Raw genomic sequence first — 20,691 nt, forward strand, 5'->3', positions numbered from 1 at the left:
AAAGCCGATTATTCTCTCTCCTCACCCTTTTTTATCATGCGCAAATTCTGGATTGGCTTATTGATTTTCGTGGTGGTGCTGGTGGCCGGCGTGGCCCTTACGCCGCTGCTGTTCAAAGACAAAATCAAGCAGGCCCTCGACAAGCAGCTGGCCCAGCGCGTGGACGCCGAGGTGCAGTACAAGCCCGAGAACGTCAGCCTGACCCTGTTCAGCACTTTTCCGGATCTGGCGCTGGGCATTGATGAGCTGCGCGTGATTGGGCAGGACTCGTTTGCACGCGACACGCTGGCCTACCTGCCGTCGTTGCGGGTGGGGCTGGATCTGATGAGCGTCATCAGCGGCGAGCAGATCAAGATCAAAAGCATTGTGCTCGACCGGCCCGACATCAGCGCGAAGGTGCTGAAAAGCGGCCGTGCCAACTGGGACGTGATGCTGTCTGATTCGGCCGCCGCGGCCAAAGGGCAGGACACGACGGCGCTTAATTTGGCCATCAGCAAGTGGGAAGTAACCGACGGGCACCTGCGCTATGAGGACCGCACGATTCCTTTTAATATGGAGCTGCGCGGCCTCAACCACACCGGCTCCGGCGACTTCGAGCAGAACATCTTCGACCTGGTCAGCCAGACTGAGGCGCGGGAGTTTTCGATGACCTACGACGGTACCGAATACGTGACGCGCAAGAAGCTGACCGGCGACGTGACCCTGGCCATGGACCTGGAGAAGATGTTGTTCACCTTCAAAGACAACAAGGTGCAGCTCAACGATTTTCCGGCGCAGTTTGCCGGCACCATCGGGCTGCCGAATGACACGGACATCACCTACGACCTGACCTTCAAGGCGCTGGAAACCGACTTCAAGAACATTCTGAGCCTAGTGCCGGGCGTGTACACCGCGCAGTTCAAGGACGTGGAGGCCAGCGGACAGGTGGCGTTTGATGGCTATTTCAAGGGTGTGCAGAACGACGTGCAAATGCCCGGCTACGGCGTGAACCTGCAGGTGAAAAACGGCATGTTCCACTATCCGCAGCTGCCGCAGGCGGCCAAGAACATCAACGTGGACATGGTGGTGGACAACCCGTCGGGCTTCACCAACAACATGAAAGTCAACGTGAAGCAGTTCCACCTCGACCTGGGAGCCAACCCGATTGACGGCAACGTGGCCATCGACGGATTGGAGCCGATGAAGGTGGACGGCCGCGTGAAAGCCAACGTGGACCTGGCCGAGATGATGAAAGTGTACCCGGTGCAGGATCTGCTGCTGCGCGGCAAGCTGTTCGTGGATGGCACGGCCAAAGGCACGTATTCCAAGACGCAGATGCCGGTGGTGCAGGCCAAGATGAACCTGACCAACGGCTACGTGAAGAGCAAGCAGTTTCCGGCCCCGATTGAGAATCTGGCCGTTACGGGCGTGGTGACCAACCCCACGGGCCAGCTCAACGACACGCGCGTGGACATCAGCAACTTCCGGATGCTGCTGGACGGCGAGCCGCTGGCCGGCCGCGTGAGCACCCAGGGCGTGGACAAGCTGCGCTTCGATGCCGACGTGAAAGGCACCGTAGACCTCACCAAAATCACGAAGATCTTCCCGCTGGACGGCATGACCGTGACGGGCCGCCTCAACGGCAACGTGGCCGCCAAGGGCAACATGGCCGACATTGAGGCCGGGCGCTACCAGACGGTGGTGGCCTCGGGCACGGTGCAGGCCCAGAACATCACCTACAAAAGCGCCGACCTGCCGCAGGGCATGCGCGTGACCCGGGCCACAGCCACGTTCAACAACGACAAGATCGTGCTGCAGAATATGGCTGGCTTTGTGGGCTCGTCGGATATTGCCGCCTTGGGCACCATCAGCAACTACATGGGCTACCTGTTTGTGCCCGGCCAGCCGCTGCGCGGCAACCTGACGGTGAACTCGCAGCGCTTCAACGTGAACGAGTGGATGGTGGACGAGGTGACGGCGGCGCCGAGCAAGGGAGCCACGGCCGCCACCAAAGCCCCCGCCGCCGCCACCAAGGCCGACGGCGTGCTGCAGATTCCGAAGGAGTTAGACCTGACCCTGAACACCACCGTGGGCCAGGTGATTTACGACAACCTCAAGCTCGATAACGTGAAGGGCACGGTGGGCGTGCGCGACCAGACGGCCACGCTCAACGGCCTGACGTTTAACACGCTGGGCGGCGCGTTTGCCACCACCGGCTCGTACAGCAGCAAAAACCTGGCGCACCCCAAATTCAACTTCGGGCTGAACATCAAGAACCTGAACTTCCAGAACGCTTTTTCGGCCTTCAACTCCATCAAGACGCTGGTGCCGCTGGCCGACAACCTGGAAGGCATCTTCTCCACCAACTTCAGCGTGAGCGGCGAAATGGGCCCCGACATGATGCCCAACTACAGCACGCTCACTGGCAAGGGCCTTTTTGAGGTGGTGCGGGCGGCCGTGAGCGGCTCGCCGGTGCTGGCCAAAATCAGCAGCCTCACGCAGTTTCAGGAGCTGAAGAGCTTTGCGGTGAACAACAAGGATGTGGCCGCCGAAATCCTCAACGGCAACTTCATTGTGAAGCCCTTCGACCTGACCGTGGGCCAGGTGAAGATGACCGTGGGCGGCTCCAACAACATCAGCAGCGGCGGCCTGGAGTACGTGACGGCCCTGAACGTGCCCACCGGCAAGCTCGGCAGCCAGCTCAGCGGCCAGCTCACGCGCCTCACCGGCGTTTCCGACATCAAGGGCACGGAGCGCGTGACGCTGGGCCTCACCATCGGGGGCACCGTGAGCAACCCGCAGGTGAAGCTGACCACCGGCAGCGTGAAGGCGCAGGCCAAGGACATCGTCAGCAACATTGTGCAGGCCAAGGTCGACGACGCCAGGGTGCAGCTGCAGGCCAAAGCCAAAGTGGCGCAGGACAGCCTGCAGCGCGAGCTGCAGCGCAAGCAGCTGGAGCTGCAGAACAAGGCCCAGCTGGAAATCGAAAAGCGCCGCCTCGAAGCCCAGGCCAAGTTGAAAGAGCAGGCCACCAAAGGCCTCAACTCGCTGTTCGGCAAGCCAAAAGCCCAGCCAGCCAAACCCGCCACTCCGGCGCCGGCTCCCGACCCCACCCCGGCCCCCGCCGACCCCAAGCCCGCCGACCCGGAGCCCACCAAGCCGGACACGGCCAAAACCGGCGGCTAACCCTCTCGACCGCACACACGCAAAAAGCGCCCCGCAGCAACAGCTACGGGGCGCTTTTTATTGGCCGGCGGGCGTTCTAGCGCAGCTTTTGCACCAAGTCCAGCAGCTCGTGCTGGGTGGTCTGGGTTTTGTCTTTGGCGTACCAGCCGTGGATTTTCTCGGCGTACTCCTCGTGGGTGGCGCCCTGGGCTTTCAGGTCGAGCAGCAGCGTTTGGGTGGGCGCAGGGCGCGGGCCCCAGTGGGCGGCCTCGGTGAGCGTATCGGCGTGCAATACCACCAGCTGCGGGATGGAGCGGGCGCCGTTGGTGAGGTAGCGGTCCATGAGGTCCGGGTTTTCGTCGCGCAGCAGATAGTGGGTGCGGATGTTGCCGCCCGAGACCTGGGCCACGGCTTCCAGCACGGGCACAATCTGGGCCGCGTCGCCGCACCAGCCTTCCGTGATGATCAGCCACTCGTAGCGCTGCGGCAGGGCCTGCACGGCGGCCGCCAGCTCGGGCAGCACGCGGGTGGTTTTGTCGAGGCGCTGCATGCGCTGCACGTTGAGGTGGGTGTACTCGGTCAGCTCCGGGCTTTGCTGGGGGCCGGTGGTTTTGCCGTCGGCCTGCAGCTCGTCGATCAGCTGGCGGTAGCGGGCGTAGGTATGGGCCGAGGCGAGGCGCTCGGGCGTGAGAACAGGCTGGGTGGTGGGTTCGGTGGTCATGCAGGAAACAGGGTTAGCAGCACTACATACGCAGGCGGCACGGCGGCGGCGGTGCCTGGTTGTGGCTAAAAAAAGCCGAAGCCTTTCCAGGAATTCCTGAAAAGGCTTCGGTATAACCCGCAAACCGGGATTTTGCTTACAGGCTGGGCACGTCGGCGGCCTGGGCCTTCGCCGACAGCTCGCGGCAGTAGGTGATGTAGTCGGTGTTGATGGGCTCCAGGCCCTGCTCGCGCAGCTTGATGGCCACCTGGCCGCGGTGGTAGTTGCCGTGGATGGGCAGGTGCGTGAAGATGTCGGACACCTGGCTGGTAAAGCTCTCCCCCACCGAGTTGGTGTAGCTGATGAGGCGCAGTAGCTCGGTTTCGTCGGCGGCGGCGGCCAGGCCGTAGAAGCGGGCCGTGGACTGCTCGTGCCAGTGGTGCAGGCCGGCCAGGTCGTGCTCCTGCCATACTTTCACGGGGCTGGGCGTGCCCGTGAGGCGCCCAATCCAGATGGACTGGGCGTTGAGCACGTGGCTGAACAGCCGCAATACGTTGGCCGGAATGGTGGCGCCGTTGGCCACGAGGCCGTCGAGGTGGCGGAGCAGGGTTTCGTTGGCCCACACATTGTAGGCCCCCAGTTTGTCGATGGTATTGATCATGAACATGCTGTACTGATTCTTTGGTGTGCTGGTGTGTTGCTTCCTGATGGGTTGATGAGCCGGTGGGGCTGAGGTGTTTTCGCTGAAGAAGCCAGCCCATCAGCCCATCAGCCCATCAAAAAATCAGCCCATTACCGAGGGTCCTGCCACACCAGCTTTTCTTCGGTTTTGTTTTTGTTGAAGTCAGCGCAATTGCCGTCGCCGCGGCCCGTGAGGCCACCATCAGGATGGCAGATGAGCTTACCTTTCTGGTCGTAGAGGTTGGTGTACTGGTCGCAGCAGGGGCTGGTTTCGTAGTACACCACGGCACCGTTGTAGCGGTAGCGGAACACCTGGATGGGCGGGTTCTGCTTGTTTTCGGCCAGGTGAGCGTCGATTTTTGCCTTCAGCCAGCCCGGGCGGGCCGTGGTATCGTACTGCGCTACGGGGGCTTCGGGCACGGGCGTGGTGGTATTGCGGGCGGCCGGAGCCGGCGTGGAAGTGATGCCCGTGCCACCACCGGCCGGCGTGTCGGTCGGCGTCGTGACACTCACGTTTTTCTGGCAGCCGACGCTGCAGAGCAGTACACCCAGCGCAGTGGCTGGCAACAGTAGAAAGGAGCGCATGGCAGCGGGAAAAGAGGGCGCAAAAGTACGGATGGCGGCCGAGAAGCCAACCACTGGCCTGTGCTTACGCCCTATCCGGCGCTGGGGTTGGTGAGCCGGGGAGCGGTAGTAGAGTAACAGGCGCCCGGCCACCGCTAAGAAAGCCACGCCCACAGGCGCGGGCCAAACACTAGCGCGCCCACGGCGGCGGCGGCTACGGCCCCGGCCAGCACGGCCCCGGCGGCCACGTCTTTGGCGCGGCCGGCCAGCGGGTGGTACTCCGGCGACACCAGATTCACCACGGCTTCCACGGCCGTATTCACCAGCTCCAGGCTCCAGACCAGCCCCACGGCCAGCACCACCAGCGCCCATTCCCAGCGCGCCAGCCCCACCACCCAGCCCAGCACCAGCACCGCCACCGTGGCCACGGCATGAAACTGCAGATGCACCTCCGTGCGCAACGCCGCCGCCACGCCCCGCAGCGCATAGCCGAAGCTGGCCGCCCGGCGCCGCAGCACCGCCGGAAACCGACGCGGCGGGGCTTTTTCCGGCTCAGCCCCGGCCATCGAACTCCTGAAAAACAGTTTGCCGCAGTCGGCTCCACTCGCTCCGCAGCACGCTGAAGATGACCGTATCGCGCCGAATACCGCCCTGGGTGCGGCGATGGCTGCGCAGCGTGCCTTCCTCAGTGGCTCCCATGCGGCGCATCGCCTCCTGCGACTTATGGTTGCGGGCGTCGGTTTCCAGCTCCACCCGCTCGCAGCCCAGCTCCTCGAAAGCATAGTGCAGCAGAAGGTGCTTGGCGGCCCGGTTCAGGCCGGTGCGCTGAAACGCCTCCCCCACCCAAGTGTAGCCGATGGAAAGCTTGGCGTCGGCCAGATCCACGTTGTAGTAGCTGGTGCTGCCAGCCGCCTGGCCGGTTTCCTTGTCGAGGACAAGGAAGGGGTAGCGGCGCTGCTGCTCACGGCCTTGGGCGGCCTCGGTCAGGTAGGCCGCCAGGCTGATGGGGTCGTCGGCGCGGGTGAGGGTGTAGGCCCACAGCTCCGGCGCGGCCGCCAGGGGGCGCAGGGCCTCAAAATCGGTGAGGGCCAGCGGACGCAGCCGTACGCGGCTGTTTTCAAGAACGATATCCTGGGCGAAATCCATGCGGGCAGAGCTAGCGTTTCTTCGGTTTCTGTTGAGGCTGCATTGCCAGCCCAGCAGCCAGCGGCATCACCCAGATTGGAAAGTAGTAGTCAGTTATAGCCTCGCCCCGCAACAATGCCGGCCCGATTTCGATCAGCGTGATGAACAGCAGAAGGCCCACAAAGGCGAGCAGGAATCGTTTGCCGTTGAAATTCATGTTCGAAGACGGTAATAATCAAAAGGAGTAAAACCAGCAGAGTGTCCCGTAAAGATGCCCGAAAAAACCAAACGCCGCTGCCCCAGATCAGGGCAACGGCGTTCCGGGTGGACACAAGGGCGCTAAGCGTTACTTCTTGATTTCGCCCACCATGTCCTCGGGCTTCAGCCACTCGTCGAACTGCTCCTCAGTGAGGTAGCCGAGCTGGAGGGCGGTTTCCTTCAGGGTCGAGCCGTTTTTGTGGGCGGTTTGGGCAATTTCGGCGGCTTTGTAGTAGCCGATGTGCGGGTTGAGGGCCGTCACCAGCATCAGGCTGCTATCCACGTGCTTCTTGATGTTGGCTTTCAGGGGCTCGATGCCCACGGCGCACTTGTCGTTGAAGCTCACGCACACGTCGCCGATGAGGCGGGCCGAGTGCAGGAAGTTGTAGATCATCACCGGCTTGAACACGTTCAGCTCGAAGTGGCCGCTCATGCCGCCGATGTTGATGGCCACGTCGTTGCCCATCACCTGGGCCGCTACCATCGTCATGGCCTCGCACTGGGTGGGGTTCACCTTGCCGGGCATGATGCTGGAGCCGGGCTCGTTGTCGGGGATGTGCAGCTCGCCGATGCCGGCGCGCGGGCCCGAAGCCAGCAAACGGATGTCGTTGCCGATTTTCATCAGCGAAGCCGCCACCGTTTTCAGCGCGCCGTGGGCTTCCACGATGGCGTCGTGGGCGGCTAGGGCCTCAAACTTGTTTTCAGCCGTGATGAATGGCAAGCCGGTGAGGTCGGCAATGTGCTTGGCCACGTTCTCGGAGTAGCCGGCGGGCGTGTTGATGCCGGTGCCCACGGCGGTGCCGCCCAGCGCCAGCTCGCTCAAATGTGCCAGCGTGTTCTTGATGGCGCGCAGGCCGTGGTCGAGCTGCGACACGTAGCCCGAAAACTCCTGGCCCACCGTCAGCGGGGTGGCGTCCATGAGGTGGGTGCGGCCGATTTTCACGATGTGCATGAACTGCTCCGACTTGCTTTTCAGCGTGTCGCGCAGCTTCTCGAGGCCGGGAATGGTGGTTTCGACCAGGATTTTGTAGGCCGCAATGTGCATGGCCGTCGGGAACGTGTCGTTGCTCGACTGCGACTTGTTCACGTCGTCGTTGGGGGCCAGTACCTTCTTCTCATCCGAGAGCTGACCGCCCTGCAGCACGTGGCCGCGGTAGGCCACCACCTCGTTCACGTTCATGTTGCTTTGGGTGCCCGAGCCGGTCTGCCACACCACCAGCGGAAACTCCTTATCGAGCTTGCCGTCCAGGATTTCGTCGCACACGCGGCCAATCAGCTCCGCTTTATCGGCGTCGAGGATGCCGGCGTCGCGGTTGGTGAGGGCGGCGGCTTTCTTAAGGTAGGCGAAGGCGCGGATGATTTCCTTGGGCATCCGGTTGATGTCCTGGGCAATCTGGAAGTTGTCGATGCTGCGCTGGGTCTGGGCGCCGTAGTAGGCGTCGGCCGGCACCTGCACGGTGCCCATGGTGTCTTTCTCGGTGCGGAACTGCGTCATGCTTCTGTGGGGTGAGAAGAGGATGAGGTGACAGGGAAACAGGCTGCGGCCGGGGCCGCCGGGCAAAAGTACGCAACCCGGCCCCGTGCGCGAGGAAAATCCCCAAATTCTGCGCCCCGCTCGCCCGGCCACTGGCCCGGCCCCTGCGTATAGCCAGCCAGTTGCTTTCCCTCCACATTTTCTGCCCTTCCTCATGAAAAAGACCTTCGAAGACGAATCCGACGCCCTGTCCACTTCGCCCGCCCAGCCCACCACGGCCCAGAACGCTGCCGTCACGCCGCCTAACCACGAAAACAAGGAGTCTACGAGCACCCGGATATCCGGCGCCGCCGCCACCGCCGAAACGCCCGTGCCCACCGCCGGCAATGGTGCCCCCGACTACAGCCAGGTAGAACTGAAGACCGAATCCGAGCTGCCCACGCCCGATAAAGCCGGCGGCAGCGCCACCGAGCCCGAAAGTGGCGGCGGCTACAGCGGCTAACGACGCATTAGCGGGTAGTTACCGCCCGTCATGCAGAGGCCGGAGGCCGAAGCATCTCGCCAGTGTAGTAAACTCATTCTACTACACTGGCGAGATGCTTCGGCCTCCGGCCTCTGCATGACGTCCTATTAATTCAACTATCCCGCTACCGCTGCACAATCTTGAACGGCACGTCCACGACCACTTGGCGGGCGACGCGGCGGTTGCTTTGCACAGCTGGAAACCAAGCCGGGCCTTCCTGCAGCAGCCGCAGGGCTTCGGCGTCGCACTCCGGCGAGACTTTGCGCAGCACCTTGAAGTCGCTCAGCTTGCCATCCGTACCCACCAGCAGCTGCACGCGCACGGTTCCTTCCAGGCGCTCGTCCAGGGCTTTTTGCGGATAGTCGAGGCTGTCGCGCAGGTACTTGCGCAGGGCGGGGTAGCCGCCGGCCGGGGTGGCGGCTATGCTGGGCAGCATCGGCGGGGCCTCGCGGCGCACCACGACCACCTCGCTCAACTGCCGGGTGTCGGGCGCCAGCGCCAGCGCTAAAGTGGAATCGGTGGGGCGCAGGGCGCGGGTCTGGGTGGTGTAGCCGATGGAGCTGACGGCCAGCTGAGAAGTCGTGGCCGGCACGACCACCGAAAATGAGCCGTCCGCATCCGTGCTAGCGCCATTCTGAGTACCGGGCACCAGCACCGTGGCACCCGGCAGCGGCACGCCAGCTATATCGGTGATGCGGCCCTGCACGGTGCGCGTTGCTTCAGCAGCGGCTGGCGCTGCTGCTACCGAAACGCGGGCCATGCGGGCTTTAGCCGGAGCCGCGGCCGCCGCTACCGCCACCGACTTGCTCTCCGCAGTATCCGGCGCGGCCACAGCAGCCACGTCCATCGTACTGCCCAGGCCGGAAACCTGACTGTCGGACGCGAGGTCAGCCGCCGGACCGGGCACGTCGGCATCGGCTACAACCACTGCCCGCCGCATTGGCGCTGCAGGTGGCCGCCGCAGCGGCGAGGCCGACGGAACCGCCGGCGTTACAACCGCCAAATCAGAAGCTGCTGCTGCCGGCTCGGTGGGTTGCACAATGGCGGGCGCGCCAGCAGGTTGACGCGCGGCGGCTTCCGGAGCCGTGCGGGCTGCCAAATTGGGTGCGCTGCTGAACCGGCTGACTGCCAGCCAGCCCACCACGCTCAACGAAATCAGCAGCACGGCCGCCGCCGCCAGCGGCCGCCACGCCCACAGCGGAATTACGGTCGGCTCAGGCGCCGTTTCAGTAGTCAACTCGGCCACGCGGGTGTGCAGGCGCTGGCGCAGCGCGGCCAGGCTGGCCTCGTGGGCGGCGGCGGGCTGCAGCTCCAGGCCTTCCAGCATGTCGGCGCATACAGCGCAATCCAGCGTGTGGGCTTCCACGGCGTGCTCCTCGGCGGGCGGCAGCTGCCCGGCCACGTACCGGCGCAGCTGCTCCACCGGCAGGTGGGCGCCGGCCGGGGCAGAGGGTGCGGAGGTTGGGTCAGGGCGAGGCATCGGAGGCGGAGGCTTGCAGGAGGCGGCGCAGGTTGCGCTTGCCATTTTGGAGGTGGCTTTTTACGGCGTTGAGGTCGAAGCCGGTGAGGGCCGCCACTTCGCGGTAGCTTTTCTTTTCAAGGTAAAACAGCTCCAAGCACTGGCGCTGACCGGGGGGCAGTTCGGCGAGGGTGTGTTCCAGCTGCTGCAGGTGCTGCTCGTGCAGCTCGGCGTCGGCGGGGTCGTCGGCGGTCAGATGCCGGGCCGCCACCGATTCCATACCGGCCTCGTCGGAAAAGTGCACCAGCGCGGGGCCGGCCCGTTGGCGGGCCCGCAGCACCATCAGGCAGTGGTTGCGGGCGGTGGCGTGCAGCCAGGGCGGAAAGTTCTCCACGGTGTGCTGGCGCAGCTTGGGCACCAGCTGCTCAAAGAGCTGCATCACGGCATCCTGGGCGTCGGCTTCGTCGCGGAGGTAGCGCCGGGCAATGGCCAGCACGCCGCTCATGTGCCGCTCGTAGAGCACGCCCAGGTCGGCCACCTCGCCCTGGGCGTGGTAGCGCCGCAGCAGGTCCGCATCGGACAGCTCGGCAGCAGCAACAGGACGACGACGAAACAGCATAGCGCAACAGCAGAGCCAGCCAGCGGCCCCCAGGTTCCGCCAAGATACGGGCAGCGCGGCGTTTAGCGGCGCGGGTGGCCGGAAAGCGGCAAAGGTGATTACCGTCTTACGTCAAAGCGGCCGTTGGTCAGACGAATGGTGTCGCAGCCGCCCAGAGCAACAACTTTCACCTCAAAGGTGCCAGAGACGATACCTGCTACTGGGTCTAGGCGCGTAATGGTAAGCGAGCCTTGCCGATAAGCAAAATCTGATTCGCTGTATGTTTCATCGCAAGGGTCTGGTAGACGAGTGTCTGAATACGCTATTTGAGCTATACTATTTGGTAGGGCAAACGAATAGGTGCCAAGACCGGCCAACGGTATAGCCCTTAGTATGATAGTTTGTTGCCGTCTGTCTGCAGCTCGAAAAGCTTGCAGAGTAAAAGTCCCTCCGTTGAAAGTAGTATCGTACTCGAAGTATAGATTAGGATCAAGTCCCACGCGCCCGGCAGGTGTGAACGGTTCCCCATTCACAAGGCAGCCGAACGTGTTGGCGCCGGTTTGGGTGGCGGGTGGTAGCTGGGCTTCGGGCGAGGGGTCGTTGTCCTTGCACTTGGAGCATTGCGAGAGTAGCAGCAGGGCCGCGTAGAGAAATAGTTTGCGCATACAACGCTATAAAGACAGGGATAAATGGCGCCGATAGGCAGCCTTAAGGTAGCAAAGATTTACGGCTGCCTGCCGGAGCGCATCAGCAAGGAAACCTGCCGCCAAATGCCGTTCTTGCTAAACTTTTTGGCGCAAATCTGCCTTACACCCATTCTCCCCAACCTGTTTAGGAATGGCCAAGCTCAAGACCTTATTTTTCTGCCAGAACTGCGGCGCCCAAAGCGCTAAGTGGCTCGGCCGCTGCACTAGCTGCGGCGAGTGGAACACCTTCGTGGAGGAAGTCATCCAGAAGGAAGACACCTCGGCGGCCGGCTCCTGGAAAGCCGCCACCACGGTGGGCACTACCAAGGCCGCCAAGCCCCGCGTCATCTCCGAGATTCACTTCGAGGAAGAGTCGCGCTTCGATACCAACGACGGCGAGCTGAACCGGGTGCTGGGCGGCGGCCTCGTGCCGGGCTCCCTGGTGCTCATCGGCGGCGAGCCGGGCATCGGCAAAAGCACGCTCATGCTCCAGATTGCCATGAGCCTCACGCAGATGAAGGTGCTCTACATCTCGGGCGAGGAAAGCGAGCAGCAGATCAAGATGCGCGCCGAGCGCCTCGGCGAGCAGCACCCCAACTGCTACATCCTCACCGAAACCAACACCCAGAACATCTTCAAGCAGATCGACGCGCTGCAACCCAACGTGGTCATCGTCGATTCCATCCAGACGCTGCACTCGCAGCTGGTGGAGTCGGGGGCGGGCTCCGTGAGCCAGGTGCGCGAGTGCACCCAGGAGCTGCTCAAGTACGCCAAGGAAACCGGCGTGCCGGTGCTGCTCATCGGCCACATCACCAAGGACGGCTCCATTGCGGGCCCCAAAATCCTGGAGCACATGGTGGACACCGTGCTGCAGTTTGAGGGCGACCGGCACCTGAGCTACCGCATCCTGCGCACCACCAAAAACCGCTTCGGCAGCACCTCCGAGCTGGGCATCTACGAGATGCAGGGCTCGGGGCTGCGGCAGGTGAGCAACCCCTCCGAAATCCTGCTCTCGCAGCGCGCCGAAAGCCTCAGCGGCATGGCCATCGGGGCCACGCTGGAAGGCAACCGCCCGCTGCTGGTGGAAGTGCAGGCCCTCGTGACGCCCGCCACCTACGGCACGCCCCAGCGGTCGGCTACGGGCTTCGATGCCAAGCGCTTACAGATGCTGCTGGCGGTACTGGAGAAGCGCAGCGGCCTGCGCCTCGGCCAGCACGACGTGTTCCTCAACATTGCCGGCGGCCTGCGCCTCGACGACCCCGCGCTGGACCTGGCCGTGTGCGCCGCCGTGGTGTCGTCGCTCAACGACTTGCCTATCCGGGGCGAAGTGTGCCTGGCGGCGGAAGTGGGGCTGAGCGGCGAAATCCGGGCCGTGAGCCGCCTCGACCAGCGCCTGAGTGAGGCGGAGAAGCTGGGCTTCGCCGAAATGTACATCTCCCAGTACAACGCCCGCGGCCTCGATCTGGCCCGATATGGGATTCGGGTGCAGCCGGCGGGCCGCCTGGATGAAGTATTGCAGGGTTTGTTTGGATAAATCCGCCAAAAAACCGGGGTGGTAGTGCGGTACGAAAAAAAGACATAATTCGGATTGGACTATCACAACCCAAAACCCGTATCTTCGGTACAGGAATTGACTTTTACCGCGAATAGGGACACTGTCCAGCTTACCGCTGCAGCCCCTGCCAGCGGTCCGGTTCCGACGCTAGTTCCTGCAATACCCGTTCTGATGTCATACTCTATTCGCTTTCTCGCCGGGTGGCTGCTGGCTGCGGGCCTCACTGCCCTCTCTTCAGGGGCGCAGGCCCAGGGTACGGTCACGCTCACCGGCAAAGTAAGCGGCCGCACCAACGACACCATCGCCGTATCGGTCCGCGAAAACCCCCTCGACCCCAAGGAGCAGATCACCTACGCCCGCCTCGATGACAAAGGCGAGTTCCGGATGGCCCTCAAGCTCGACGGTCCCGCCCGCGCCGACCTCGTGTACGGCGACGACGTGGCCGACCTGTTTCTGGAGCCCGGCGACGCGCTGGACATCCGCTTCCGGGGCAGCAACATGGCGGGCTCGGTGCGCTACAAAGGCAAGGGCGCCGACGCCAACACCTACCTGACCGACGTGACGGAGCAGTTCATTGAAAATGATGGTTTTCAGGCCCTGCCCGACAACATCATGCTCTACGAGCCTGGCTTTCTGTCGTTTCTGGACTACCGCCGCAAGGAGGAAAGCAAGTTTCTGAAGAACGCGCTGGAAGACAACAAGTTCAGCGAGGCGTTTCGGCAATATGCCAAGGCTGAAATCGACTACAGCTACGCCAACGACCGGCTGACGTTCCCGGATCTGCGCGAGCAGGTGGTAGCCACCGAGGGCCGCCTGAAAATGTCGCCGACGTTCTACGAGTTCCTCAACGACAAGAGCCTGACCAACAACGCTCAGGCCATGCAGAGTGAGATGTACCAGGAGTTTCTGCTCAACTACGTCCACTACCTGGCCAACAGCAACGGCAAGCTCCGCACCCACCCCGACTTCTACCAGGCCTGCTACGACATCGCTAAAAACCAGCTCAGCGGCCCCGTGCGGCCTATCATCATGGGCCGGGTGCTGCAGGAGTCATTCCGGTTTGGGCACGTGAAGCAGTCGGCGGCTATGCTGGCCGATTTCCGCACCATTGATACCAAAAACCGCTACGCCCCGGTGTTGCAGCAGGACTTCGATACCCACAAGGCCTTTGCCATTGGCGCGCCGGCACCGGAGTTCCGGCTGCAGACCGTCAACGGCGACTCGGTGAGCTTGCGCGACTTCCGGGGCAAGCTGGTGTACCTCAATTTCTGGCGCACCACCAGCGGCCTGAGCTTGCGCGACCTGCCGTACGCCGCCGATCTGGCCAAGAAGTTTGAGGGCAAGAACATCGTGTTCATCAACATTGCCCTCGACGAAAACGAAGGCGCTTGGAAGCAGCTCGTGACCAGCAAGCGCCTGCCGGGCGTGCAGGCCCGCGCCGCCGGCGGCATGCGCAGCCCCATTCTGCGCGCTTACGCCCTCGATGATGTGCCGGCCTACTTCCTGCTGGCCGAGGACGGCACCTTCCTCAACACCAAGCCCAAGCGCCTGAGCAGCCGCGCCGCCGTCGACGAAATCAAGGAGTCGTTTGGCAAGGCCAGCACCTACACCAGCCTGCTCTCCAACGAAACGGCCAAGTAAGCACTACCTCTTTTCTATACTTGAAAAACGCCTTCTGCCCTGGCAGAAGGCGTTTTTGTTGCTATCGGGGGTGGCAGCGTGCCAGCCCCTACCTTTACTGCCGCATGGCCTCTCTGCTCACCGACTCCGTTATTTTTCTTTCGAAAGCTACGCCGCGCCGCGTCTGGAATGCGGCGCAGGTGGTGGGCGGCTACGCCCTGAGCAAGCTCACGGGCAAGGCGCGCCACTGGGGCCTGCCGGTGGCCCTCAGCTTCGAGCCGACAACCAGCTGCAACCTGCGCTGCCCGGAGTGCCCCAGCGGCCTGCGCAGCTTCACCCGGCCCACCGGCATGCTGCCCGACGAGCTGTTCCGCAAAACCATCGATGAGGTGGCCTCGCGGCTGTGGTATTTGATTTTCTACTTCCAGGGCGAGCCGTACCTGCACCCCAACTTCCTGGATCTGGTGAAGTATGCCGCCGACAAGGGCATCTATACCGCTACCAGCACCAACGCCCATTACCTCAACGACCACAACGCCCGCCGCACCGTGGAAAGCGGCCTCGACCGGCTCATCATCTCCCTCGACGGAACTACCCAGGACGTGTACCAGCAGTACCGCGTGGGCGGCAAGCTCGACAAGGTGTTGGAAGGAACCCGCAACCTGATTAAGTGGCGGCGGGAGCTGAAAAGCCAGACGCCGCGGGTGGTGTTCCAGTTTCTAGTGGTGCGCCCCAATGAGCACCAGATGGACGAAGCCCGGCAGATGGCCAAGGACATGGGCGTGGATGACGTGTGGTTCAAGACGGCCCAGATCTACGACTACCAGCACGGCTCGCCGCTGATTCCGACCATCGACTATTACTCGCGCTACGAAAACAACCAGGACGGCACCTGGAGCATCAAGAACCGGCTGCTCAACCACTGCTGGAAGATGTGGCACAGTTGCGTGATAACCTGGGACGGCCTCGTGGTGCCCTGCTGCTTCGACAAAGACGCCGAGTACCGCCTCGGCGACCTGAAAACCCAAACCTTCCGCCAGCTCTGGCACGGCCCCAAATACCGCCAGTTCCGGGCCTCCCTGCTCAAAGGCCGCGACCAGATAGACATGTGCCGCAACTGCACCGAGGGCACCAAGGTCTGGGGCTAACTCGCTGGTGACCGCGCCAGTAGCGCGAACGGCGCGGCGGCGCGAACTACAAAGTTCGCGCTACGGCACGGCGTAGCGGCCGTGCGTGCGTGTGGCCTGGTTTCTATCTTGCCGTATTGCTCACCTTACTGCCCGTTTCTATGTTCGGCCTGACCCAGATCGACAAAGCCTTTACTATGCTGACCCGCAAGCTGATTGGCTGGGGCCAGGAGTTCATTGTGATGCTGCCCAATCTGCTGATTGCGGCCCTAGTACTGGTGGCCACGCTCTACGCGGCACGACTAAGCAAACGCCTCATCATCAGCGTTTTTCCGCGCATCTCGCCCAGCACCGCCCTGCGCGATTTGGTGGCCACGCTCAGCTATGTGCTGGTGCTGCTCATCGGGCTGTTCTTCGTGCTGGAGGTGCTCAATCTGCAGAAAACCGTCACGTCGCTGCTAGCGGGCGTGGGCATTATCGGGCTGGCGCTGGGCTTTGCGTTTCAGGACATTGCGGCCAACTTTATCAGCGGCATCATTCTGGTGCTGCAGCGGCCGTTCACGGTCGGCGACGTCATCAAGACCAACGACTACACCGGTCTGGTGGAGCGCGTAAGCCTGCGCACCACCGACCTGCGCCAAGCTACCGGCGAGCTGGTACGCGTGCCCAACCGCAAGGTGTTCGAAAACGCCCTCATCAACTTCACCATCAACAGCTTTCGGCGCGTGGATGTGGACTGCGGCGTAACCTACGATGCCGACCTGGACGAGGTGCGCAACGTGGCGCTGGCCGCCATCCGCGACGTGCCCAACCTGGCCCCCGAACGCCAGCCCGATGTGATGTTCACCGAGTTCGGCGAGAGTGCCATTGCGTTTCAGGTGCGGTTCTGGGTGCCGTTTGAGCGGCAGCTCGACTACGTGTCGGCCAAGAGCGAGGCCATCATGCGCATCAAGCGCGCCTTCGACGCGGCCGGCATCGTCATTCCGTTCCCGATCCGGACGCTGGACGTGCCGGAAACGGTACTGCGCCGGCTGGCCCCGCCGCCAGCCGACCCGCCGGAAACGCCGAAAGCCTAGCCATCCTTCAGACACACAAAAAGGCGCCCGGAACGAATTCCGGACGCCTTTTTTATGCGGAGCGGGGCCGAAGCCGGCCGCTTACTTATGGTTCTTGTCCAGGTCTTTGCCGAGGTCTTCTACTGTGCGCAGGAACTCGTCCACGTCGCCGTCGGCATAGGTGCCGAAAGCGGTGGAAATGGTGCCTTTCACGCCGTCAGCCGTTTTGATGGCGTAGAGGATGGACATGTCGTCGGGGTTACTTTCGCCCTCGAAGCGGTAGAAATCCACGATGGTTACCTCACCGGGTGCGTAGCCCTTGCTGCGGTCGTCGCCGAAAGGAAACAGCCGGCCATCTGCCACCCGGAAATCAGCCGTGAAACCGTCTTTGGTGAGCTGCTGCTCTACTTTCACGAGGGAGCGTTCTTCTTCTTTGTCTTGCATGGTTGTGTGGTATGCGAGGGTGGAAACAGGCCGTGGAAACAGGGGCAACTGCAACGCCCCCGCACCGGCTATACGAGGCCGGTACGGGGGCGGGTTGCTTTAATTTTCGGGAAGAAAACCGGCCTATTTGCCGGCGTCGGGGCGGGAGGCCGCCAGCTCGATAGTGCGCTGCAGCCGGTCGACATCAATGGTGGAGCAGGCCCCGCCGCAGCCTTTGGCGCAGCCGGCCTGGGTTTTGTCGAAGAAGGCCCGCCAGAATAGCCGGCCCACGTAGAACGCCGCCGCCGCGAAGAGCAGCCCGATGATGAGAGTTTGCATCCACATAGTACCCGCAAAACTACGATGCCGCAGTAAAAGTTTGGTGTGAGCGGAAGGCGGCCTGCCGCAGGCGCCGTCAGCCTGCGGGCGGCAGCGTCCGGCGCGGGTTGGGGGCCTGTTTTGCCGGGGTCTGGTAAGATTTCCGCTTTTACTTGATGATCTGGCATCTGGCTGTACTTTAGCCAAGAGTTGGTCTTCTCCAGCTGAACGCCGGCCGGCCATTTGGCAATGTTCGTGCGGCCTTTCACCCTATCATCTGCATGCAAACTTCTACTCTTCGATTTACGCTGGCGGGCGGACTGCTGCTGGGCGGTCTGGGGGCCTACGCCCAGCCCACCACCTACCCGCGCAACGGCGTCTACGACCAGCGGCCGGGCCTCTACGCCTTCACCCACGCCACCATCTTCACCGACTACAAAACCCAACTCACCGACGCCACCCTGCTGGTGCGCGACGGCAAGGTGGAAGCCGTGGGGCAGAACCTGAAAATTCCGGCCGGCGCGGTGGTGCAGGATTTGAAGGGCAAGTACATCTACCCCGGCTTCGTGGATCTGGCGGCCAGCTACGGCCTGCCCGAAGTGAAGCCGCCCGAGCGTACCGCCCGCCGCCCGCCGCCACAGTTCGAAACCAAAAAAACCGGCGCCTACGACTGGAACCAGGCCATTCATCCGGAAACCCAGGCGGCGCAGGAGTTCAAGGTGAACGACGAGCAGGCCGATGTGTACCGCCGCTTAGGCTTCGGGGCGGTGCTGACGCAGCAGCCCGACGGCATTGCGCGCGGCACGGCGGCGCTGGTTTCGCTGGCCACCGCCGGCCACCGCGAAAACGAGGTACTGCTGCTGGAACGCGCCGCCGCCGGCTATTCCTTCGACAAAGGCAGTAGCACCCAGAACTACCCCGGCTCGTTGATGGGCAGCATTGCGCTGCTGCGCCAGACGTTTCTGGACGCCGACTGGAACCAGCGCAACCCCGGCAAAGAGCAGAACCTGTCGCTCAGGGCGTGGCAGGAGCAGCGCAGTCTGCCGCAAATCTTCGAGGTGAGCGATAAGCTGAACGCGCTACGGGCCGACAAGCTCGGCGACGAGTTCAAGACCCAGTACATCATCAAGAGCCGCGGCGACGAATACCAGCGCCTGACCGACATCAAGGCCACCGGCGCCTCGTTCGTGGTCAGCCTCAACTTCCCCGACGCCTACAACGTGGACGATGTGTACGACGCCTCCCGCATTTCGCTGGAAGAACTGAAGCACTGGGAAATGGCGCCCGCCAACGCCGCGCTGCTGGCCAAAGCCGGCGTGCCCTTCGCGCTGTCGGCCGCCGACCTCAAGGATAAAAAGAAGTTTCTGCCCAACCTGCGTAAGGCCATTCAGTACGGCCTCACCGAGGAGCAGGCGTTGCGCGCCCTCACGGCCACGCCCGCCGAGCTGATCAAGGCCCAGGACAAAGTAGGTAGCCTGAAACCCGGCCTGACCGCCAACTTCCTGGTATGCTCCAGCCGCCTGTTTGCCGAGGACAACGTGCTGCTCGACAACTGGATCCAGGGCGAGCGGTACCAGCTCAGCACCCTGCCCGCCGATTACCGCGGTGTGTACACGCTGCAGGTGGGCAGCCAGCCGGCCGTGCAGATGCTGGTAGCCGGCAAGCCCGAAGCCCCGGAGCTGAAAGTGGCCGTGGCGCCCAACGACACGGTGCGGGGCGCTATTTCGGTGCAGGGCGAGCTGGCCACCATCGTGTACAACCCCACGCCTAAAAACAAAGCCACCGCCGTCCGCCTGAGCGGCTACTACACCCCCGAAACCCGCGTGTTTCAGGGCGACGGCCAGCTGCCCGACGCGGCTCTGGTGAAGTGGACCGCCCGCCGCCAGGAAGCCGCCAGCCGCGCCGCCCGGCGCGACTCGGCGAAGGCGCCGGAGCCGGTGCAGCTCGGGGCCATTCTGTACCCGTTTGCGGCGTACGGCCGCCCGGCCATTCCGCCGCAGGAAACGGTACTGATTAAAAACGCTACAGTCTGGACCAGTGAGGCCGCCGGCAAGCTGGAAAACACCGACGTGCTGCTGGTGGGCGGCAAAATCTCGAAAATCGGCAAGAGCCTGACCGCCAAAGACGCCCGCGTGGTGGACGGCACCGGCAAGCACCTCACGCCGGGCATCATCGATGAGCACTCCCACATCGGCATTATCGGGGGCGTGAACGAAGGCACCCAGGCCGTCACGGCGGAGGTGCGCATCGGCGACGTGCTCGACCCCGAGGACGTGGACCTGTACCGCGACTTGGCCGGCGGCGTGACAGCGGCGCAGTTGCTGCACGGCTCGGCCAACCCGATTGGGGGCCAGTCGCAGCTGATTAAGATGCGCTGGGGCGCGGCCCCCGAAGGCCTGAAAGTGGCCGGCGCCGATGGGTTCATCAAGTTTGCGCTCGGCGAAAACGTGAAGCAGTCGAATGCTGGCGAGGCCAACGTGCTGCGCTTCCCGCAGTCGCGCATGGGCGTGGAGCAGGTGTTTGTGGATGCGTTTACGCGGGCCCGGGAGTATGAAAAGGAGTGGGCCGCCTACAACAAGCTCGGCAAAGGCAAGCAGAAGAAAACCGAAGCCCCGCGGCGCGACCTGGAGCTGGACGCGCTGGTGGAAATCCTCAACAACAAGCGCTTCATCACCTGCCACAGCTACGTGCAGAGCGAAATCAACATGCTGCTGAGCGTGGCCGACCGGATGGGCTTCAAGGTGAATACGTTCACCCACATTCTGGAAGGCTACAAAGTGGCCGACAAGATGAAAGCCCACGGAGCCGCGGCCAGCACCTTTGCCGACTGGTGGGGCTACAAAAATGAGGTGCGCGACGCCATTCCCTACAACGCCGCCATCATGCACGACGCCGGCCTGAACGTGGCCATCAACTCCGACGACGCCGAAATGAGCCGCCGCCTCAACCAGGAAGCCGCCAAAACGGTGAAGTACGGCGGCTTGTCGGAAGAGGAAGCCCTGAAGCTGGTGACCATCAACCCGGCCCGCATGCTGCACCTGGACCAGCAGATGGGCAGCATCCGGGAAGGCAAGGACGCCGATGTGGTGCTGTGGAGCGGCCACCCGCTGAGCGTGTACTCCCACGCCGAGCGCACCTTCGTGGATGGCCGCCAGTTTTTCGACCTGGAGTCGGACAAGGTGCTGCGCCAGGACATGGAGCGGGAGCGGCTGCGCATCGTGCAGAAAATGCTGGCAGCCAAGAAAGGCGGCGCGCCCACCCAAACGGCCACCGCCAAGCCCACCGGCCACTTCCACTGCGACACCGACGGCGAGGAAAAAGAGCTGGACCAGTAGAACATATAATAAACGGTCACTCCACCGCGCCACTCAGAAGGGCGCC

19 protein-coding genes are annotated in these 20,691 nt (G+C 63.2%); 7 read left to right on the forward strand and 12 right to left on the reverse strand.

The genetic code is table 11. The features are described from left to right. Window positions 1–36: 36 nt before the first annotated feature. Window positions 37–3,165, forward strand: a complete 3,129-nt coding sequence (locus O3303_RS14735; protein WP_269559153.1) for an AsmA family protein — start codon at window positions 37–39, stop codon at window positions 3,163–3,165. Between the two features lie 76 nt (window positions 3,166–3,241). Here the strand turns inward: O3303_RS14735 and O3303_RS14740 are convergent, their stop codons facing one another. From O3303_RS14740 to fumC, 7 genes are all read right to left on the reverse strand, one after another. Continuing rightward, window positions 3,242–3,865: a thioredoxin family protein gene (locus tag O3303_RS14740; protein ID WP_269559154.1), complete on the reverse strand. Its 624-nt coding sequence runs from the start codon at window positions 3,863–3,865 to the stop codon at window positions 3,242–3,244. A 136-nt stretch (window positions 3,866–4,001) separates the two neighbouring features. Continuing rightward, the gene (locus O3303_RS14745) at window positions 4,002–4,511 is read right to left on the reverse strand and encodes a DinB family protein (protein WP_269559155.1); all 510 of its coding nucleotides are present in this window, start codon (window positions 4,509–4,511) and stop codon (window positions 4,002–4,004) included. 125 nt (window positions 4,512–4,636) lie between these two features. Beyond that, a complete protein-coding gene (locus O3303_RS14750) occupies window positions 4,637–5,110 on the reverse strand; it encodes a DUF6970 domain-containing protein (RefSeq protein WP_269559156.1) in 474 nt (157 codons plus the stop codon). Window positions 5,111–5,244: 134 nt separating this feature from the next. Further along, the gene (locus O3303_RS14755) at window positions 5,245–5,655 is read right to left on the reverse strand and encodes a diacylglycerol kinase family protein (protein ID WP_269559157.1); all 411 of its coding nucleotides are present in this window, start codon (window positions 5,653–5,655) and stop codon (window positions 5,245–5,247) included. Beyond that, on the reverse strand, window positions 5,642–6,235 hold the full coding sequence (locus tag O3303_RS14760) for a GNAT family N-acetyltransferase (RefSeq protein ID WP_269559158.1): 594 nt from the start codon (window positions 6,233–6,235) through the stop codon (window positions 5,642–5,644). Before O3303_RS14760 ends, O3303_RS14755 begins: the two co-directional genes overlap by 14 nt. A gap of 10 nt (window positions 6,236–6,245) precedes the next feature. Beyond that, window positions 6,246–6,431 (reverse strand): hypothetical protein, encoded by a 186-nt coding sequence (locus O3303_RS14765; protein WP_269559159.1) that lies wholly within the window; start codon window positions 6,429–6,431, stop codon window positions 6,246–6,248. A 129-nt stretch (window positions 6,432–6,560) separates the two neighbouring features. Further along, window positions 6,561–7,967, reverse strand: coding sequence for a class II fumarate hydratase (fumC, locus tag O3303_RS14770; protein WP_269559160.1), 1,407 nt, complete (start codon window positions 7,965–7,967; stop codon window positions 6,561–6,563). A 193-nt stretch (window positions 7,968–8,160) separates the two neighbouring features. Between fumC and O3303_RS14775 the strand changes: the two genes are divergently transcribed. Beyond that, window positions 8,161–8,448, forward strand: coding sequence for a hypothetical protein (locus O3303_RS14775; RefSeq protein WP_269559161.1), 288 nt, complete (start codon window positions 8,161–8,163; stop codon window positions 8,446–8,448). A 145-nt stretch (window positions 8,449–8,593) separates the two neighbouring features. Here the strand turns inward: O3303_RS14775 and O3303_RS14780 are convergent, their stop codons facing one another. The 3 genes from O3303_RS14780 to O3303_RS14790 form a co-directional block, all read right to left on the reverse strand. Further along, window positions 8,594–9,949, reverse strand: coding sequence for a TonB family protein (locus O3303_RS14780; RefSeq protein WP_269559162.1), 1,356 nt, complete (start codon window positions 9,947–9,949; stop codon window positions 8,594–8,596). Continuing rightward, window positions 9,936–10,547, reverse strand: a complete 612-nt coding sequence (locus tag O3303_RS14785) for an RNA polymerase sigma factor (RefSeq protein WP_044015269.1) — start codon at window positions 10,545–10,547, stop codon at window positions 9,936–9,938. The genes O3303_RS14780 and O3303_RS14785 overlap by 14 nt, the downstream gene beginning before the upstream one ends. 98 nt (window positions 10,548–10,645) lie before the next feature. Then, window positions 10,646–11,191, reverse strand: a complete 546-nt coding sequence (locus O3303_RS14790; protein WP_269559163.1) for a Riean_0653 family protein — start codon at window positions 11,189–11,191, stop codon at window positions 10,646–10,648. A gap of 172 nt (window positions 11,192–11,363) precedes the next feature. Between O3303_RS14790 and radA the strand changes: the two genes are divergently transcribed. From radA to O3303_RS14810, 4 genes are all read left to right on the forward strand, one after another. Next, a complete protein-coding gene (gene radA / locus O3303_RS14795; protein ID WP_269559164.1) occupies window positions 11,364–12,746 on the forward strand; it encodes a DNA repair protein RadA in 1,383 nt (460 codons plus the stop codon). Window positions 12,747–12,938: 192 nt separating this feature from the next. Further along, complete coding sequence (locus O3303_RS14800; protein ID WP_269559165.1) at window positions 12,939–14,408, forward strand: TlpA family protein disulfide reductase; 1,470 nt, start codon at window positions 12,939–12,941, stop codon at window positions 14,406–14,408. A 104-nt stretch (window positions 14,409–14,512) separates the two neighbouring features. Next, a complete protein-coding gene (locus O3303_RS14805; protein ID WP_269559166.1) occupies window positions 14,513–15,535 on the forward strand; it encodes an SPASM domain-containing protein in 1,023 nt (340 codons plus the stop codon). 140 nt (window positions 15,536–15,675) lie between these two features. Then, the gene (locus tag O3303_RS14810) at window positions 15,676–16,590 is read left to right on the forward strand and encodes a mechanosensitive ion channel family protein (RefSeq protein WP_269559167.1); all 915 of its coding nucleotides are present in this window, start codon (window positions 15,676–15,678) and stop codon (window positions 16,588–16,590) included. Between the two features lie 81 nt (window positions 16,591–16,671). Here the strand turns inward: O3303_RS14810 and O3303_RS14815 are convergent, their stop codons facing one another. Together O3303_RS14815 and O3303_RS14820 are read right to left on the reverse strand one after the other, a co-directional pair. Then, window positions 16,672–17,013 carry a hypothetical protein gene (locus O3303_RS14815; protein WP_269559168.1) on the reverse strand — a complete coding sequence of 114 codons (342 nt, stop codon included), beginning with the start codon at window positions 17,011–17,013 and terminating at the stop codon, window positions 16,672–16,674. 123 nt (window positions 17,014–17,136) lie between these two features. After that, window positions 17,137–17,337, reverse strand: a complete 201-nt coding sequence (locus O3303_RS14820; RefSeq protein WP_269559169.1) for a FeoB-associated Cys-rich membrane protein — start codon at window positions 17,335–17,337, stop codon at window positions 17,137–17,139. 254 nt (window positions 17,338–17,591) lie between these two features. Here O3303_RS14820 and O3303_RS14825 point away from each other — a divergent pair, with 254 nt between their 5' ends. After that, window positions 17,592–20,645: an amidohydrolase family protein gene (locus tag O3303_RS14825; protein ID WP_269559170.1), complete on the forward strand. Its 3,054-nt coding sequence runs from the start codon at window positions 17,592–17,594 to the stop codon at window positions 20,643–20,645. Window positions 20,646–20,691: the final 46 nt, after the last annotated feature.

Origin of the sequence: Hymenobacter canadensis (assembly GCF_027359925.1) — a bacterium.
Taxonomy (GTDB): Bacteria; Bacteroidota; Bacteroidia; order Cytophagales; family Hymenobacteraceae; genus Hymenobacter; species Hymenobacter canadensis.

Excerpts from the sequence above, each read along its gene's own strand:
- O3303_RS14735 (WP_269559153.1), top strand. The coding sequence starts at position 37 with ATGCGCAAATTCTGGATTGGCTTATTGATTTTCGTGGTGGTGCTGGTG.
- O3303_RS14740 (WP_269559154.1), bottom strand. The coding sequence starts at position 3,865 with ATGACCACCGAACCCACCACCCAGCCTGTTCTCACGCCCGAGCGCCTC.
- O3303_RS14745 (WP_269559155.1), bottom strand. The coding sequence starts at position 4,511 with ATGTTCATGATCAATACCATCGACAAACTGGGGGCCTACAATGTGTGG.
- O3303_RS14750 (WP_269559156.1), bottom strand. The coding sequence starts at position 5,110 with ATGCGCTCCTTTCTACTGTTGCCAGCCACTGCGCTGGGTGTACTGCTC.
- O3303_RS14755 (WP_269559157.1), bottom strand. The coding sequence starts at position 5,655 with ATGGCCGGGGCTGAGCCGGAAAAAGCCCCGCCGCGTCGGTTTCCGGCG.
- O3303_RS14760 (WP_269559158.1), bottom strand. The coding sequence starts at position 6,235 with ATGGATTTCGCCCAGGATATCGTTCTTGAAAACAGCCGCGTACGGCTG.
- O3303_RS14765 (WP_269559159.1), bottom strand. The coding sequence starts at position 6,431 with ATGAATTTCAACGGCAAACGATTCCTGCTCGCCTTTGTGGGCCTTCTG.
- fumC (WP_269559160.1), bottom strand. The coding sequence starts at position 7,967 with ATGACGCAGTTCCGCACCGAGAAAGACACCATGGGCACCGTGCAGGTG.
- O3303_RS14775 (WP_269559161.1), top strand. The coding sequence starts at position 8,161 with ATGAAAAAGACCTTCGAAGACGAATCCGACGCCCTGTCCACTTCGCCC.
- O3303_RS14780 (WP_269559162.1), bottom strand. The coding sequence starts at position 9,949 with ATGCCTCGCCCTGACCCAACCTCCGCACCCTCTGCCCCGGCCGGCGCC.
- O3303_RS14785 (WP_044015269.1), bottom strand. The coding sequence starts at position 10,547 with ATGCTGTTTCGTCGTCGTCCTGTTGCTGCTGCCGAGCTGTCCGATGCG.
- O3303_RS14790 (WP_269559163.1), bottom strand. The coding sequence starts at position 11,191 with ATGCGCAAACTATTTCTCTACGCGGCCCTGCTGCTACTCTCGCAATGC.
- radA (WP_269559164.1), top strand. The coding sequence starts at position 11,364 with ATGGCCAAGCTCAAGACCTTATTTTTCTGCCAGAACTGCGGCGCCCAA.
- O3303_RS14800 (WP_269559165.1), top strand. The coding sequence starts at position 12,939 with ATGTCATACTCTATTCGCTTTCTCGCCGGGTGGCTGCTGGCTGCGGGC.
- O3303_RS14805 (WP_269559166.1), top strand. The coding sequence starts at position 14,513 with ATGGCCTCTCTGCTCACCGACTCCGTTATTTTTCTTTCGAAAGCTACG.
- O3303_RS14810 (WP_269559167.1), top strand. The coding sequence starts at position 15,676 with ATGTTCGGCCTGACCCAGATCGACAAAGCCTTTACTATGCTGACCCGC.
- O3303_RS14815 (WP_269559168.1), bottom strand. The coding sequence starts at position 17,013 with ATGCAAGACAAAGAAGAAGAACGCTCCCTCGTGAAAGTAGAGCAGCAG.
- O3303_RS14820 (WP_269559169.1), bottom strand. The coding sequence starts at position 17,337 with ATGTGGATGCAAACTCTCATCATCGGGCTGCTCTTCGCGGCGGCGGCG.
- O3303_RS14825 (WP_269559170.1), top strand. The coding sequence starts at position 17,592 with ATGCAAACTTCTACTCTTCGATTTACGCTGGCGGGCGGACTGCTGCTG.